15 protein-coding genes and 1 pseudogene are annotated in these 15,060 nt (G+C 33.1%); 12 read left to right on the top strand and 4 right to left on the bottom strand.

The annotated features are described in order from the left end of the window. Positions 1-336 precede the first annotated feature (336 nt). The 8 genes from CD30_RS12985 (at position 337) to CD30_RS12950 (ending at position 6,820) form a co-directional block, all read left to right on the top strand. A complete protein-coding gene (locus CD30_RS12985; protein WP_036177687.1) occupies positions 337-840 on the top strand; it encodes a VanZ family protein in 504 nt (167 codons plus the stop codon). Between the two features lie 502 nt (positions 841-1,342). Further along, the gene (locus CD30_RS12980) at positions 1,343-2,611 is read left to right on the top strand and encodes a hydroxymethylglutaryl-CoA reductase, degradative (RefSeq protein WP_036177685.1); all 1,269 of its coding nucleotides are present in this window, start codon (positions 1,343-1,345) and stop codon (positions 2,609-2,611) included. Positions 2,612-2,614: 3 nt separating this feature from the next. Beyond that, positions 2,615-3,067 carry a hypothetical protein gene (locus CD30_RS12975; protein WP_052126206.1) on the top strand — a complete coding sequence of 151 codons (453 nt, stop codon included), beginning with the start codon at positions 2,615-2,617 and terminating at the stop codon, positions 3,065-3,067. Positions 3,068-3,070: 3 nt separating this feature from the next. Beyond that, positions 3,071-4,426: a tripartite tricarboxylate transporter permease gene (locus CD30_RS12970; protein ID WP_036177683.1), complete on the top strand. Its 1,356-nt coding sequence runs from the start codon at positions 3,071-3,073 to the stop codon at positions 4,424-4,426. A 354-nt stretch (positions 4,427-4,780) separates the two neighbouring features. Then, entirely contained in the window at positions 4,781-5,005 is a 225-nt protein-coding gene (locus CD30_RS12965; protein WP_036177681.1) for a hypothetical protein, read from the top strand. Then, a complete protein-coding gene (locus CD30_RS12960) occupies positions 5,005-5,424 on the top strand; it encodes a hypothetical protein (protein WP_036177680.1) in 420 nt (139 codons plus the stop codon). The genes CD30_RS12965 and CD30_RS12960 overlap by 1 nt, the downstream gene beginning before the upstream one ends. Before the next feature lie 393 nt (positions 5,425-5,817). Beyond that, positions 5,818-6,357 (top strand): hypothetical protein, encoded by a 540-nt coding sequence (locus CD30_RS12955; protein WP_328286138.1) that lies wholly within the window; start codon positions 5,818-5,820, stop codon positions 6,355-6,357. A gap of 1 nt (position 6,358) precedes the next feature. Continuing rightward, the gene (locus CD30_RS12950; RefSeq protein ID WP_036177679.1) at positions 6,359-6,820 is read left to right on the top strand and encodes a hypothetical protein; all 462 of its coding nucleotides are present in this window, start codon (positions 6,359-6,361) and stop codon (positions 6,818-6,820) included. A 109-nt stretch (positions 6,821-6,929) separates the two neighbouring features. Here CD30_RS12950 and CD30_RS12945 read toward each other — a convergent pair. Then, positions 6,930-7,867 (bottom strand): annotated as a pseudogene (locus CD30_RS12945) (helix-turn-helix transcriptional regulator). Positions 7,868-7,966: 99 nt separating this feature from the next. On the opposite strand from CD30_RS12945, the gene CD30_RS12940 reads away from it, so the two are divergent. Both CD30_RS12940 and CD30_RS12935 read left to right on the top strand, forming a co-directional pair. After that, positions 7,967-8,470 (top strand): DinB family protein, encoded by a 504-nt coding sequence (locus CD30_RS12940; RefSeq protein WP_036177678.1) that lies wholly within the window; start codon positions 7,967-7,969, stop codon positions 8,468-8,470. Between the two features lie 67 nt (positions 8,471-8,537). Next, complete coding sequence (locus CD30_RS12935; protein ID WP_036177677.1) at positions 8,538-8,933, top strand: GyrI-like domain-containing protein; 396 nt, start codon at positions 8,538-8,540, stop codon at positions 8,931-8,933. A 1,013-nt stretch (positions 8,934-9,946) separates the two neighbouring features. On the opposite strand, the gene CD30_RS12925 is transcribed toward CD30_RS12935, so the two are convergent. Continuing rightward, a protein-coding gene (locus CD30_RS12925) for an IS3 family transposase (RefSeq protein WP_408056778.1) occupies positions 9,947-11,082 on the bottom strand; the annotation gives its coding sequence in 2 pieces (ribosomal slippage) (positions 9,947-10,848 and positions 10,848-11,082; 1,137 coding nt in all). Between the two features lie 170 nt (positions 11,083-11,252). Here CD30_RS12925 and CD30_RS12915 point away from each other — a divergent pair. Continuing rightward, positions 11,253-11,783: a hypothetical protein gene (locus CD30_RS12915; RefSeq protein WP_036177671.1), complete on the top strand. Its 531-nt coding sequence runs from the start codon at positions 11,253-11,255 to the stop codon at positions 11,781-11,783. 385 nt (positions 11,784-12,168) lie between these two features. Here the strand turns inward: CD30_RS12915 and CD30_RS12910 are convergent, their stop codons facing one another. Both CD30_RS12910 and CD30_RS12905 read right to left on the bottom strand, forming a co-directional pair. Next, positions 12,169-12,399: a hypothetical protein gene (locus tag CD30_RS12910; protein ID WP_036177669.1), complete on the bottom strand. Its 231-nt coding sequence runs from the start codon at positions 12,397-12,399 to the stop codon at positions 12,169-12,171. A 336-nt stretch (positions 12,400-12,735) separates the two neighbouring features. Then, complete coding sequence (locus CD30_RS12905) at positions 12,736-13,968, bottom strand: hypothetical protein (RefSeq protein WP_036177667.1); 1,233 nt, start codon at positions 13,966-13,968, stop codon at positions 12,736-12,738. A gap of 526 nt (positions 13,969-14,494) precedes the next feature. On the opposite strand from CD30_RS12905, the gene CD30_RS12900 reads away from it, so the two are divergent. Next, entirely contained in the window at positions 14,495-15,049 is a 555-nt protein-coding gene (locus tag CD30_RS12900; RefSeq protein ID WP_036177664.1) for a recombinase family protein, read from the top strand. Positions 15,050-15,060 lie beyond the last annotated feature (11 nt).

Here is a 15,060-nt window from a genome sequence, read left to right as displayed (position 1 = left end):
TTGTGAGAGGGGCGAAAATTAGTTAACTTATTTTCCCTCTACTCGATTACTTTCGATTTTCTTATTGCTAATAAATTTTGTGAAATAAATAGTAAGTACAGGTAATTCGATTAAGTGCCCAACGACCAATGCTAAAGGTATTAATGTTGTTTGGGGTAAACTTTTCTTTAATAGTCATGTTTTATATATATCCCTAAATAAATTTAATAAGTAATATTACCACTTACATATAATTAAAGTACATTAGCTAATTTTTATAGTCTTATTAAATTAGTAAATATTAATATATAATAACTTACTTTAAATGAAAGCAATGAAGTTAAGGAGATTTAAAAATTGGTTTATTTTATAGATTTTATTTTATTAGGAATAGTATATGTTTTCTTAATTCGAAAATGGAAAAAAGTAAAGAATGGAAAAAGTGTAGCGCTTTTTTCAATTATGTATTTTTATATGGTGTTAGTATTATATGTTACTGTGATGCCTTTTACTATCCCATTTAGCGGTACAAACGATTGGTTTATGGAGACTGCCAATTTTATGCCATTTAGAGATTTAAGGTTAAAGTATGATGGTGCATTTCGCGAGATTTATTTAAATATCCTTATGATGTTTCCTTTTGGTCTATTATTTCCCCTCATTAAACAGAAGGGTTTCGTAAAAACAGTTTTTGCAACTTTTCTTTTTAGCTTTTTTATCGAAAGCTACCAATTGTTAAGTGTATGGTGGAACGGTGTACAAATGAGGATTTTTGACGTTACGGACTTGATTACCAATACACTTGGAGGAGCGCTAGGGTATATTGCATACAAAATATTTAGAGCTATGGTTAGAAAGTAAGCTGTTTATTTTGTATATAGTTTTAAAGAAGAACTAACGAGTCAAGTGAGTGTTATAATAAAAGATTTCAAATAAATAAAATAAGTAAACGGAAACGAAAGTGTTATTTTAGTTAAAAAATGAATTTTTAAGAATATTATTGACTCAAAGCAGAATTTGTCGTAACATTTATTTATGATATACAATTCATAAGTCGCAAGTTTTAAATAGTAAGGAGAAGTAACTCTCTTCTTACAAACCTTTAAGACTTAGTGCAGCAATATGAAAGCAAATAGAAATCTATTTGTTTCATAGACGCATGCGCTAAGTCTTTTATTTGTTTTTTGAGGTTTATAAATTGCTACATAGTGTGAAATGCATATTTACCTTTCTAATTAGAGTCATATAGTTTTTCCAAAATTGTTATTTCTAAATATGTTAAATCAATAAAATGAAGCATTATCAAATTTAAAGTACAGCTTCAAGTTAATGAAAAAGTTGTACAAATAAGGAGAGTGTGGATATGGAGTCTTCTAGAATTAAAGGTTTCTTTAAACTATCGATTGAAGAACGATTTGAAATTGTAACGATGGATAAAGGTTTAACAGAAGAAGAAAAAGCAATTCTATCCGGTAAGTCACCTTTTCCTATGACATTGGCAAATTCTATGGTGGAAAATGTTATAGGACAATTTAGTCTACCGATAGGAATTGCAGCAAATTTTAAAGTTAACGGGAAAGATGTCTTTATTCCAATGGCGACCGAAGAGCCTTCTGTTATTGCCGCTGCAAGCAATGCTGCGCGGACTTCTTATGATTTAGGAGGAATTTTTACGTCTTCAACAGGCTCCATCATGAGAGGACAAGTACAGGTTTTGGATGTTGTGGACCCTCACGCAGCAAAGTCAAGAATCTATGAAAATAAAGATAAAATCATTGAAACATGTAATTTGAAGGATCCAACTCTTGTGCAGCTTGGTGGAGGAGTAAAAGATGTAGAAGTACATCTTATTAATACTGTGAAAGAAACAATGCTTGTCATTCATTTAATCGTTGATACAAAGGATGCAATGGGTGCAAATGCAGTTAACACAATGGCTGAACATGTATCACCTTTAATCGAAAAAATAACTGGTGGTCGAGTTGTATTACGTATCATTACTAATTTAGCAGATAAGCGTTTAATCCGCGCAAGAGGTGTATTTTCAACGAGGGATCTTGGTGGAGAAGAGGTTGTTAAAAATATAGTAAGCGCCTATGAATTTGCTGATGCAGATCCTTATCGTGCTGCAACGCATAATAAGGGAATAATGAATGGAATTACTTCCGTTGTCCTTGCAACTGGTAATGATACGAGAGCGATAGAGGCTGGCGCTCATTCCTATGCGGCAAGAACTGGAAGATACCGTTCACTAACTACATGGGAAGTAAATCATGAAGGAAATTTAGTTGGTTCGATCGAGTTACCAATGGCGGTTGGAATCGTTGGAGGAGCAACTAAATCACATCCTGTAGCAAAAGCGGCTTTAAAGATAATGGGTGTTACATCCTCTGAACAATTAGCCGGAATGATCGCAGCGGTAGGGTTAGCAGAAAATTTAGCAAGCTTACGTGCTTTGTCAGCAGAAGGTATTCAATCGGGACATATGCGATTACATGCAAAAAATTTGTCCTTAATGGCTGGTGCCACTTTTGAAAATATAGATTTAATTGTACAAAAAGCCTTTGAGGAAAAAGATATTCGATTTGATCGAATTCTTGAAATTACAAAAGAAATTCAAAAGGAGGGGTGAGTCATGGTTTCACAAATAGATAAAAAGAAACCTGAGCTTGAAGAGTCTAAGGGGGAACATAAAGAGCAATATGTTGAAATTTTAGGTGACACCATTTCTGGAAACCAATTAATTACAGCCATTATTTTTAGTGTTTTAATCAGTTTGGCTGGATTTTTAATTGGTCAGTGGATTTTCCCACAAATAGCAGATGAGCAAATGGTAGATTCCTATTCTTTGTTGTTAGGGATTGCGGGTACAGTGATCATGCTTGTTATTAATTCATTTATTTTTAGACCAAAAAGAATATTAGTAGATGAAGAAATTTCGTATGAAAACATGGAAGAAGTGTTTAGTAGTTTACAGCTAGACATTGATGAAGAGCTCCGCTTAATTGAAGAAGATCCTACTACGAAAAAGGAACTAGAAGATTTAGGCGTTTTATCGATTTTCAACAGTAAAAGGAAGGAGGATTAACAGATGAGCGTTTTTATCATTGCATTTTTACTTGCAGTTCTTGGCGGTGTATTGTTTTCGATTCTTGGTTTTATTTCTGGTACCGATGAAACTGCAACCCTTGTCCCAACAACATTAATTGTCGTTCTATTAGGCGCTCCTCCTGAAGGTGTTCTTGCATTTTTCTTAGCGGCAGTACTTGCAAAGCATTTAACCCATTCGGTACCTACTGCGTTAATGGGTATTCCAGGTGACACATTAGCTGTTCCTTTACTTGACCATGCAACAACTCTTAGACGTATGGGGATGCCCCATGTAGCATTGAGAAAAATGCTTTCAGGTGGAATTATCGGTGCATTTATCGCTTTACCAACAGCAGTATTATTAGGACAATTTTTAGGTCAATTTGCAGATTTCTTCACAGCATCATCCGGAATTATCTTTACGTTAGCAGCAGTTTTAATTGCATATTTTTCTAAAGGGAAATGGGCAAGTGTATTAGTTATTATACCTTTTGCATTTTTCATTAAAAGTGTGGACCAACTTACTTTTGCAGCATTAGATCATCATTTATCTATTAACTTTTTCCTAGGAATTGCAGTTGGGCCTATGGTTTATGATATTTTAATTGCAGCTTCTTCAAGTGCGAGGTTGAATGTGCTACGAGATAAGCCAAAAGAATATCATCTGGCTCCTGAAACAAAATCATGGAAAGGCTATTTTCCCAATCCATTTAAAATTTTAACGAAACTTCAAAAGATACTTACAGCTATAGCGACTTTTATATCATCTCTAACATTTGTTTTTAGTCCAGTTGGAATGACGTCGTTAATGGGGGAAGCTGTTGGTTCACGTATAAAAGGGGCATATAAGAAATCGACAACAAGTCTTTCCGTCATGAATGGTGTAACAGAATCAACATATATTGCAGAAGCACTAATCCCTTTAATTGCATTTGGTATTCCATTGAGTCCAGTTGCTCTTGGACCTGCAGCAGCACTATTTAATGCACCTCCTGTGTTTACAACAGAACCGATCAATAATTTACACAGTTATTTAACATCATGGGACTTCTTCATTTTTGGTTTAATTGGAATTACAGTTGCATCACTCATTGCATATCCATTTACAATGAACTATGCACGTAAAGCAGCAGTATTAGTAATGAAACTTGTAAGTCAAGAAGCCATTGTTGCAATGTTCCTAGGGTTAACGACTTTATTAGCATTTTATGAAGCTGGATTTACTGGCGTCATTTTAACATTTACAGTTGCGATTGTCGGTGGATTACTAAACCGTGTATTAGGATTTGGAGCTGGAGCACAATTTATGGTTTACTATGCATCTGGCTTTATCACTTTACAACTTTTCGGAATTTAAGTTTACAAAATAAACCTCCTAGTAATGAAAAATTATTAGGAGGTTTATTTTTATTTTAAAAGGTATTAAATGTTAGGATTTATTGTCAGTTAATCAAAGAGCTATAGAAAATAAATTAACTACCTCCCACTTCAAACAGCTTGTAAGATTATGAATTGGGGGTAGTTGAATATATTAATCCTGACTATCAAGACAATATTCTAATTTTCTATTAATTGATTTATTCTCTACATACTTGTCCATACTTCATCATATATACAATATATTAAAGCATGAATATACAAATCTAGCAAAATAACGTATAATTGGGGTGTATAAATGGAAAGTAGTAGTAAAAAGAGGGAGGAGTATGACATGGCAGTAATAGAAACACCAGTAAGGCGTTCTAAAAGAAAAGTTGTTAGGAAATCAGCAATTGGAAAAATTAGTAGACCGCTATTAGATGCTGAAAAGGTTTATGCCATACGCTCTATAAACCCTAATTTAAAGACCTATTGTGGTGAGGAGCTTTCTAAAAGAGCTATAAATAGATATGATGAAATAATGAAAATGCTTGGTTTGGAGGACAACGAAGATTAATGGCTAGTCGGAAACAGAAGATTGAAGCAATAAAAAGGATCGCGATGATATCAGGTGCTGAAATGAATGACTTCCACTTAACAGCGGATGTTATTATTCTTGCTGAGGTATTTAGTGATCCTTTTGAATTCAATTCGGTTATAGAGATTATTATTAAAGAAATCGAAGAAACTGTTAAAGACCCTAGTCGTGGTGAAGATTTAAAATGGGATTTAAGAGATTTGAAGAAACTTAAATTTTACAGTGGTTTTAATCAATATCCACAGAAAAAGGACCTTCGTGTAGTTTATCAATTAATTAAGAACATTGTAGTTTACGGATTTGGACATCGATGGTTGCCAAAATCTATAGAGGAAAATGGTGTTCTTTTAGACACGAGCATATATGAAAAGATAAAGCAGAGGGCAGGAATAAGGTAATTTTGGACATATAATATATTCAATTAGCTATCTTTTGAAAAAATCATTTTTAGCATAAAATAAGAAAGATATGCTCAAGTTGTATACATAAGAAAAGTATTGATACGAAATTTCTTCGACCAACCATAGATTTAATCCCACTCCCTTCTATACGGAAGGGTTTTTGTTTTAGATTAAGTTTTTTACTCTATTACTTTAAACTATAAAGCATGCACTTACTAAAATTCTTTGAATATTTATAAAAACTTACAAAAATCTTCCTGAAACCTCCCGATTCTCCGAGAGTGAAGTATCTCCTATCTGCATTTTCAAGAATTAAGTTATCTAAATTTAGTGAACAATATGTCCCATTTAAATCTTGCAATTATGTATTCTTTTACTGGAAATATTGAAATGGCGAAAGAAATTCTTGAACCAAGATGGCTTCTTTTGTATTTACCTGTTTATCTTTTTGCAATTTGGGATAGTTACCGAACTACCGTGGATATGAACAAAGTCTTCATATTAGCAGAGCGGGAAAATGCAAATTATAATTCCTATTCTATTGGAGGTTTGGAAATTAATTATTTAGATAAAAGAAGGCCAGTAATGGCGATAATATGGTCCTTTTTCACACCTGGATTAGGTCAATTATATATCCACCGAGTGATAACTGCTATTTTTATAATGGCCTTTATGATTATTTTTGTTTATTTTTCAAATGTTCTAATAGCTGTTCATTACCTTTTTCTTGGAGAGATTAAACAAGCAACAGAAGTTCTTAACCCCCAATGGTTTTTATTTATCCCTTCGCACATAGGTTTTGCAGTTTATGATGCTTACATTAATACAGTAGAAAATAATAAACTATTTGAAAGTGAGCAACGTAAATTTCTACAAAAGAACTACCAACAATATCGTATTAAAATATCAGCATCAAATGAGGTGAAATAACTTGCAAATATTTTCCACATTTGAACACTCAATTTATATCGAATTAGCAATAACTGCTGTAGAGGAATTAGGGGTACAAAAGGAAAATATTCTTGCTGTACCGCTTATGAACAGGGTTCAAGAAAGAAAATTGTTCGATACTCTTCATCAAGCCGATGGAATTAGTTTGTTTGATAAAGGGGCAGCAATCGGAACAGCATTCTCAGTTATTGGAACATGTATCGGTTTCGTATTAGAATGGGGCCCGATTATTTGGGGATTAATAGGCGCAGCAATAGGATTTATAATTGGATTTATGATTGATTTCATCTTTTATAAAGTCATCCATAAAAGAAAAAGGGTATTAAAGGGAAAACACTCCGAAGTTGTTTTAGTAATTAATTGTCCTAATGAACTAGCGGATAAAGTGGAACAATTGCTATGGGATAATCTTGCATTGGGCGTAGCAAAATTAGAAGGTTAAATCATGAGAAACCTAAAACAACAGCTTGATCTTTACTTTGCACCGGGAGAGCTTGAGCTAATTTATGTGCTGAAGTCATTTCTTTTTAAACACTCGTAAATTTAAAAATTTAATATTGTCTTAAGATATTATTTAACTTCATTTTCATACAATCAATTAATTCAACTGGACTTTTAACTAAAGCTTCTGTACCGTAATTAATAAAATACTCAGCAAAATAGTGAAGATCATCCTCTGATATTTCACACTTTAAAAAACCAGTACCATTTTCTCTTAATTTCAATTCGCTATTAGGCCAGCTGAAGTTATTAAATTTTTCAATACCTTTACTCGTGAATTCAACATATAATAAGTTTTTTTATCTTTATTTATAAGTGTAAAACGGTTATTTAAATTAATATTTTCTAAGTTAATAGATTGAGTCTTTCCATCATATTTCAATTGTTTTATCCTGTCACATCGAAAAACACGATAGTCCTTTCTTAAAAAGTCATAAGCAGGACAATACCATTTTCCGTCCCTCGCGTAAATTCCAATAGGCTGTATACTTCTATTAGTGGATTTATCACTTGCTTCATAGTCTATATTAATGACAATCTGTTCTATGGATGCTTCTAATAATTGTTTTAGAAAAGGGATTTCATCTTTTTGGTGAATAGCGTAAAAATCAACTCGGTTGATCATCTTATCAATAGAATCTCTTACATCTCCTGAAAGATTTAAGTAAAATTTCTTTTTAATAGATTCATATTCAGTTTCAAAGGGTAGGGAAATGTAATGTCTTAATGCATGAATCGCAAAGAACATAGAAATTGCTTCATGTTCGCTAAAGGCAATTGGTGGTAAAATTCTTTCATTTAAAACTTGATACCCACCGTGAGGACCTATCTCAGAATATAAAGGTACTCCCATTTCACTCAATTCCTGCATATCTCTTAAAATGGTTCTCCTCGAAACTCCAAACTCCTGCGCTAATTCCCTTACAGTAAACCGCTTTTTACGATTTACCATCATAATAAGTTCGTTTAATCTTTTAGCTTTAGACATTTCTACCTCCAATAAAAAGAACGGTGACATTAGTTGTCACTATTATAGTTTATAATCTCCAATAGAAACAGAAAAATATCTGAATGTGGAGGTAAATAAATGTACGTAACGATTAAAGATTTTTTACAGGAATGGAATAGGGAAGCGCTGTTAACTGAAAAGGTTTTAAAAGATTTAACAGACGAATCATTAAAACAAAAAGTTTATCCAGAAGGCAGAACTTTAGGAAGAATTGCTTGGCATTTGACGACGACAATTCCGGACTATTTAGCAGAATTTGGCTTGAACATAGAGGAAGTAGAAAATAAAGAAAATGTTCCAACATCAGCCTCGGATATTTATAGAATTTTTAAAACGATTAGCGCGGTTGCAGCTAAAACTATAGAAGTTCAATGGACAGATGATGATTTAAAGAAAGTGCAAATTGCATTTGGAAGAGAAGAGTCAAATGCTCAAATTTTAATGGGGCTAATAAAGCATAATATTCATCATCGAGGTCAAATTACGGTACTAATGCGTCAAGCAGGCATTAAACCTTTTGGCGTGTATGGACCTCCTAAAGAAGATTGGGTCCATTTAGGGGTGGAAAATCCACCACTTTAATATTTGGTGTTCATCTCATAAGAACATATTTCTTGAATTAATAGACACTTAAAAAGGGGAATTAAATATGAATTTGACAATACTTAATAGCATTAGAACGAATAATTTTAATGATAACAATCTTATGCAAAAGATTTCAAAAATGTGGAGTGAAGCATCAAATTTATTAAACAGTCGAGATAAAGTGCTCTATGGTTTGTACTATAACTACGAAAATGATTATAAAGGGGACTATACTTTAAGCGTTGCGATTGAGGACATTGAAAACGAATCGTCGATTAGTATTCCAAATACACCATATAAGATTTTTAAAGTGGAGTCATCAGATGAATTTGGCATACTAAATACTTGGAAAGAAATATGGCGTCTTGAGGAAAAAGGAATTCTGGAAACAGCATACTTATATGATTTTGAAAAATATGATCCAAATGGTCAAATCGAGATTCACATTGCAATAAAATAGCTAATAAGGTAACGGAGTTCGCATTATCACATGAGATCATTTTTGTAAGTATCGTCTGATGACAGTACTTACAAAAATGATTGTTTTCAATTGCTAGTAAGTATTATTGATATTTTTTCAGTCATGAATTATACTTAATTTATACCAATATTTTCAAAACACGATTATACAATACATACCTTTCAAAGTGATGTAACGAGGCCATAGCTAAAGTAGAAGTAAAGAAAGGGATGGCATACTCGACATAGCTGTAGACGTTCTAAAAGATAAGTTGAATGCAAAGATATACAACATTTAGAAAAGAGTGAGTTTTAAATGTGGATTTTAGAATTACTCCGGATTTTCATTATAATTATTTTTCTAGGTGGGTTATTATATTATCTTCTGACGAATTTTTATGATCTATTTGATATCAATATTGAGAATTCACTATGGCTAGTGTATATAGCTATTTTTATCATCATTTTTGTAATCTATAGAAATATTTTTCAGTTTAAAGGATGGGCTAGAGCTGGTAGTAAGAAATTACCAGTTCAATTTACTGTTTTATTATTAAGTATTGCTATTCTTTTATTAATCTTTGTCTTCATTTGGGAAAAATTTTATCGTTCGTGATACTAATGCGACGATAAAAAGGATGAAAACATGAAGGGAATCTTGTGTTAAGTAGTTAATTATCTGGATACTTTGGATAATTAACTACTTTATTAAATTATCACAACAAAGTCATGAAGATAATAGAAAGGTTATGTACCAATTAGTATATATTAGTATTCTTATTTTATGTTACTATAGTAATATATTACATAGTTTTAGTGGATCTACGTCAAGATTTTGGACACACAAAAATTAAGTTTTTGTTCGATGCAACAACCATTCATGGAGTGTTCCACACCCCAATTAGCTTGTCAAAGTGAAAAGAGCCTTTGACAAACTAACTGGGATGTGGAGCGAGAAACCCATGGATGTTGCACCTGGAAAATGTGAAGAGAGGGATTTCTTTCACCTCTAAATTATGATGCGGCACGGCACAATTTTTCGAATGCATCCGGTGTTAAATAACCAATGCTGCCATGAATTCGTTTGCGATTATACCAGCCTTCAATGTACTTGAATAAGGCAATTCTCGCAGTCTCAAAGCTATCATACTGCGTTTGATAGACTTCTTCTTTTTTCAGTGTTGCGTGAAATGATTCGATACAAGCATTGTCGTAAGGACATCCCTTTCGACTAAATGACGGGATCATCTCATACTTCTTTAGGCGTTCCTGGAACGCTTCACTTGTATATTGGGTGCCTAAATCTGTATGCACAATGAGTCCTGGTCCAGGTTGCTGAGCTTGTACGGCATTTTCTAGGGCTTCTAGTACAATTTCTGTTGTCATTTTACGTGAGAATTTATGACCGATTACTTTTTTAGTATGAAGATCAAGTACCGATGCCAAATAACACCAGCCATGACGAATGGTATGAATATACGTGATATCAGCTACCCATTTTTCGTTGATGTTTGTCGTTGTAAAGTCTTGTTCGAGTATATTTTCACGTTCTTCCACTGGTTTCTGTGTTGGCGTCGGACGGTACTTTTTTGTCGTGTTTGATTGAATGCCTGCTCTTTTCATGATGCGTTGAATCCGATTAATCGTGCCAGTGTAGCCTTCGTTCTGAAGGATGACAAAAATCTTGGGTGCACCATATCGCCCCTTACTTTCTTGGTGAATGACACGAATTCGTTCAAGTAGCTGCTCATTCGCCACATGATAGCTGTTCGGTTGCTTATGAAAAGATTGATAATACGTACTTTTAGGCATCTTTAAAACACGACACATCAGCTGTACAGGATGATGTTCGCTTTCACTTGTAATATAGTCGATCAGTTCTTCGTTATCTATTTTCTCGCGAATATGGTCATAGCCTTTTTTAGGATTTCAAGCTCCTGTTTTAATCGAAGATTTTCCTTCTGGATGGCTTCAACTTCTGCCACAGTTAATTCTTGTGTACCTTCAATGGGAGAATATTGCTTAATCCATTTATAAATTGTGACTTCAGAAACACCATATTCGCTAGATAATTCACTGACACTTGTACCAGAGTGATAAAGCTCGATAACAGTTTGTTTAAATTCTTGATTGTATCGTTTTTGACTCATAAAACAGACACGTCCTCTCATTAGTTCAATAATAGTAACTTAATCGAGGTGTGTCCATACATCTATACTACATTCATTAGAATTTAAGGAGTGCATATGAAAGAATGAAAAAATTTCAATTAGTACAATTATCGGCTTGTCTGCGGTCCTTACACTAGGTGCATGCAGCAGTGAGGAACCAGAGAAAAAAAAAGACAAACGTAAGTGTTGAACAGTCAGAAGGCCAGTACGGTACTTACAATGTTGAAATGGGTAAACCATTTGAAGCTGTTCGTTCAACTTATAATGATCAGTCAAAAGCCAATGTAACTATCAGTAACTTCAGAATTGAATCTGACTTGAATGCAGAGGCAGAACAGAATGAAAAATATGATTACGCTGTTTTTGATGCAGTTGTTGAGAGTACAGGTGATGAGATTAATGATGATTTCATGCAAGAAGTTAGTTTCACATTTTACGATGAGAACGGAAAAGAAATTGAATCCTATGCACTTCGTGAAACTCAAAAAGTCACTTTTGAGCCTGCTGATTTAAGACCAAACGGCAAGAATGAAGGTACATTTGCGCTTGCCATACCTAAAGGTTCAGTTCCAAAAGAAATTCTGTTTGATACAAATTGGACGAGCGCAACTGGTAATACATACAAATATGTAATGCTTATAACGGGGGCCCACCAACAAAACGCGGAAAACATACGCTAAGCAAATTTAGACATGAATAAAGCCGATTCTTCCCACGCTAAGGAATCATCAGCTTTATTTTATAGGATAGGAGGACAAAGTGAATCTAAAATTGCTACTTTCTTCATATCAAAGGTGTATTTTCCAAGAAAATTGATATGGTCCTATCTTTTTTGTCACTTTAGGAGGTAATTCGCATTGATTTCAAGTGTTATTTTGCAACTATGGGTACCGTCAGGAAAATGCGGATTTACAACGCTAAGCCCATTTAAATACAAACTAAAAAAATAAGGTCACAAGTGGTTAATTTTTTATTCATCTGTCCGTTTTGAATAAAGTGAAATTGTATTTTACAGCAGATATAGTTAGATCATTGATATACCATACCTTAGACATTATTCCTTAGTCATTTTGTCTGAAGTACCTTGTTCATTGAGCTAAGTTTTTCATTTATCGAAGCTTCAATTGGTGGATGTAATTCTCCATCGTCAAACCTATAATCTAAAATATATATTTTAAAAAGAAAACTACCTATCATAAAGAGAATTAGTAAAGCTACGGCAATACACCCCCAAAAGGTTCCTTTTATAATAGTTCTAAAAGCTTTTGATTCGAGAATCCTATCTACCCAATTCAAATTTAATTCCCCTTTTCTCATTACAACCATGCCCTAGTCGCTTGTACGTGCCTTATTTGAAAAAATAAAAGATTAAATAGCTATTTATTGTATTGTAGTTCAATCGATGTCAATAAAAGTAATTAAAATATATGTAATTTTATTATAATCAAAATATCAAAAAAATCAAAATTTAAACCAATTTGTGTAAATAAAATCAAATCTAAGTAATCATTACACAACAGATGTATTTAAACTTAATCTTCAGAGTCACCCTATAATGTATGTATTTAACGAGATATCTAGATATATAAAGGGAAGAACACTTTTTTCTATGTTCTTCCCTTTTAAAGTAAATTATTTTAATTTATCTATTTTTTGAGCTATATCACCATTTATTACATCAACATCTTTTCCGTAAACTTGCTTTGCATATTCCCCCATAATATCCGCCAGGAACACTTTATCGTCACTTTGAATTTTTTCTAAATCATTTAAGTTGAAATCTTTGATTGTACCTTCAATCATTGTATATCCTTCTACTGAAAGATCTAAACCATTTGTTACATTATTGAAATATTCATCATGATATAAATCTCCATTTTCTGTTGGAACGCCTCCAATTGTCACCCATTCACTTGTATTGTTATCTATAGCTTTAATCTCAAAATCACTGATTTCAATACCATATTTATTAGCAAGTTGTTTAACCTCTTGTTCTGATAATGCACCGTTAAGTGTTATTAAAACTTCCACGTTTTCTTTCTTTAATTCCTTGACAAGCTCTCCTTGAAGCTTTTTATACTCATTTAAATCTTCTAAATTATTTATATTCTTTGTTACTCTTAATTCATTCTCAACTTGATTATCTTCGGATATTTCAGAGACTTCGCTCACATCAACACTTTTATTTTTCAATAGGGTTTTATTATTATTTTCTATTAGTTCACTTGCATCTGCCGTATTTGAAGCAAAATCATTATTTATATTGTCTAATAGTGCTGATGCCCCATAAGAGTAATTTTTTTCATGAATTACGTCATAATGAACTGCTTGATACTCCCAGTTAAAGTCTGAATCAGGACCATAGGCAGAACGTTGTTGTGTAAATCTGAATTTCCCACTACCACTCCTTTTATTTGAATCATACCAGGATGTGTGGAAATAGTAATTTGTATTAGCCCTTAAATTTTCATAAGGTTCGGTTTCGGTCGCTTCAATTTCTTCGCTAAGACCATTTTTATTATCATCATCTCGATCAAAGGATACATTAGGAATATTGGAAGCATACCAACCTGTATGGCCAATTTGATCATTAACATTTTTTATTTCAAATGTTTCATGATAATCAATATTAATTTTTTGAATTTGAGATGAATCAAACTTAATATCATTCCAATAGCCAACAGGTGTATAAGCATCCCCTTGATAAGAACCTGCAGTTGAACCTTTTACAGACCAATCAAATGATGCACCCACTGAAGAGTTTTCATCAAATATTGCAAATGCTGGTACTGCTGACGAAATGAATAATGCTGCTGTTATTGGCACAAGTATTTTTTTTGAAACTTTCTTTGGTATTTTAAACATAATATCACTTCTCCTTTAATGTTATTTTATTACATTTTATAGATTCTCTTAATAATATAGAAAACCCTTTTAATTTACATTTAATTTACAAAAAAGTGATACATTAACCTGCGAGGACCTGTGATCATACCAATAATTTACATCACCAAATGTAGATTTATAAACTAGGTTGGGGTACCGTCAGGAAAAGTAGTCTGTTATTTTTGCTTACTGATTATTGGTTTACATATATTTTTTCGAAGAGGACGTAGATTATCAACTGATTCAGATTCCTACATAGTCACCTGTCAAAGTAATGTGTTCACAGCATAATGGTGAAAGAGTATCAGCGAAACACTGAAAACATATGTTAAAGTATTGTTCAGAAACCCATCAATTAATGAACATGTAATAATAAAACTAGTTTTCTACCTTTCTGTATTCAATAATTGTTCATAAACTCTGTAAACAAATCTATGTTCATATATTCCCCTACCATTAAGTTATGTTACAATAAAAACAGAATAATCAAAAAAGGGTGAAATGAATGAAGGTAGGTTATGCGCGTGTTTCCACAGGCATTCAAAATTTAGATTTACAACTAGATGCGCTTAAAGAACATGGTTGTGAAGAAATATTTACAGATAAGATCAGTGGGGCTAAAGATAAACGACAAGGATTAGAAGATGCTCTCCGTTTTGTGCGAACTGGTGATACTTTAGTAGTTTGGCGTTTAGATCGATTGGGGAGAAATATGCAGCATCTTATTAAAATTGTCAATGATCTCAATGATCAAGGCGTTAGTTTTCATAGCCTGCAAGAAAACATTACGATGGATAAGGCTAGCGCTACGGGACAGCTTATGTTTCATCTCTTTGCGGCTTTTGCTGAATTTGAGCGCAATCTTATTCACGAACGTTCGGCAGCCGGACGTGCTGCCGCAAGAGCCAGAGGACGATTAGGAGGAAGACCGGAAAAGTTAGATAAGAAAGAATTAGAAATATTAAAGACGCTAGTGGCAAGTGGAACACCTATTACAGATATTGCTCAAATGTGGGGAGTTTCAAGAACAACTGTTTATCGATACCTAGAAAAGAAATAAATTGAACTTAT

This window comes from Ureibacillus massiliensis 4400831 = CIP 108448 = CCUG 49529, assembly GCF_000772965.1.
In the GTDB taxonomy this organism is placed as follows: domain Bacteria; phylum Bacillota; class Bacilli; order Bacillales_A; family Planococcaceae; genus Ureibacillus; species Ureibacillus massiliensis.
Note: the sequence above shows the minus strand (reverse complement) of the source record. Positions and strands in the feature narration are given on the sequence as shown.

What these genes read in the sequence shown, in the direction of transcription:
- CD30_RS12980 (WP_036177685.1), top strand. Translation starts at nt 1,343, where the DNA reads ATGGAGTCTTCTAGAATTAAAGGTTTCTTTAAACTATCGATTGAAGAA.
- CD30_RS12975 (WP_052126206.1), top strand. Translation starts at nt 2,615, where the DNA reads ATGGTTTCACAAATAGATAAAAAGAAACCTGAGCTTGAAGAGTCTAAG.
- CD30_RS12970 (WP_036177683.1), top strand. Translation starts at nt 3,071, where the DNA reads ATGAGCGTTTTTATCATTGCATTTTTACTTGCAGTTCTTGGCGGTGTA.
- CD30_RS12965 (WP_036177681.1), top strand. Translation starts at nt 4,781, where the DNA reads ATGGCAGTAATAGAAACACCAGTAAGGCGTTCTAAAAGAAAAGTTGTT.
- CD30_RS12960 (WP_036177680.1), top strand. Translation starts at nt 5,005, where the DNA reads ATGGCTAGTCGGAAACAGAAGATTGAAGCAATAAAAAGGATCGCGATG.
- CD30_RS12955 (WP_328286138.1), top strand. Translation starts at nt 5,818, where the DNA reads ATGGCGAAAGAAATTCTTGAACCAAGATGGCTTCTTTTGTATTTACCT.
- CD30_RS12940 (WP_036177678.1), top strand. Translation starts at nt 7,967, where the DNA reads ATGTACGTAACGATTAAAGATTTTTTACAGGAATGGAATAGGGAAGCG.
- CD30_RS12935 (WP_036177677.1), top strand. Translation starts at nt 8,538, where the DNA reads ATGAATTTGACAATACTTAATAGCATTAGAACGAATAATTTTAATGAT.
- CD30_RS12905 (WP_036177667.1), bottom strand. Translation starts at nt 13,968, where the DNA reads ATGTTTAAAATACCAAAGAAAGTTTCAAAAAAAATACTTGTGCCAATA.
- CD30_RS12900 (WP_036177664.1), top strand. Translation starts at nt 14,495, where the DNA reads ATGAAGGTAGGTTATGCGCGTGTTTCCACAGGCATTCAAAATTTAGAT.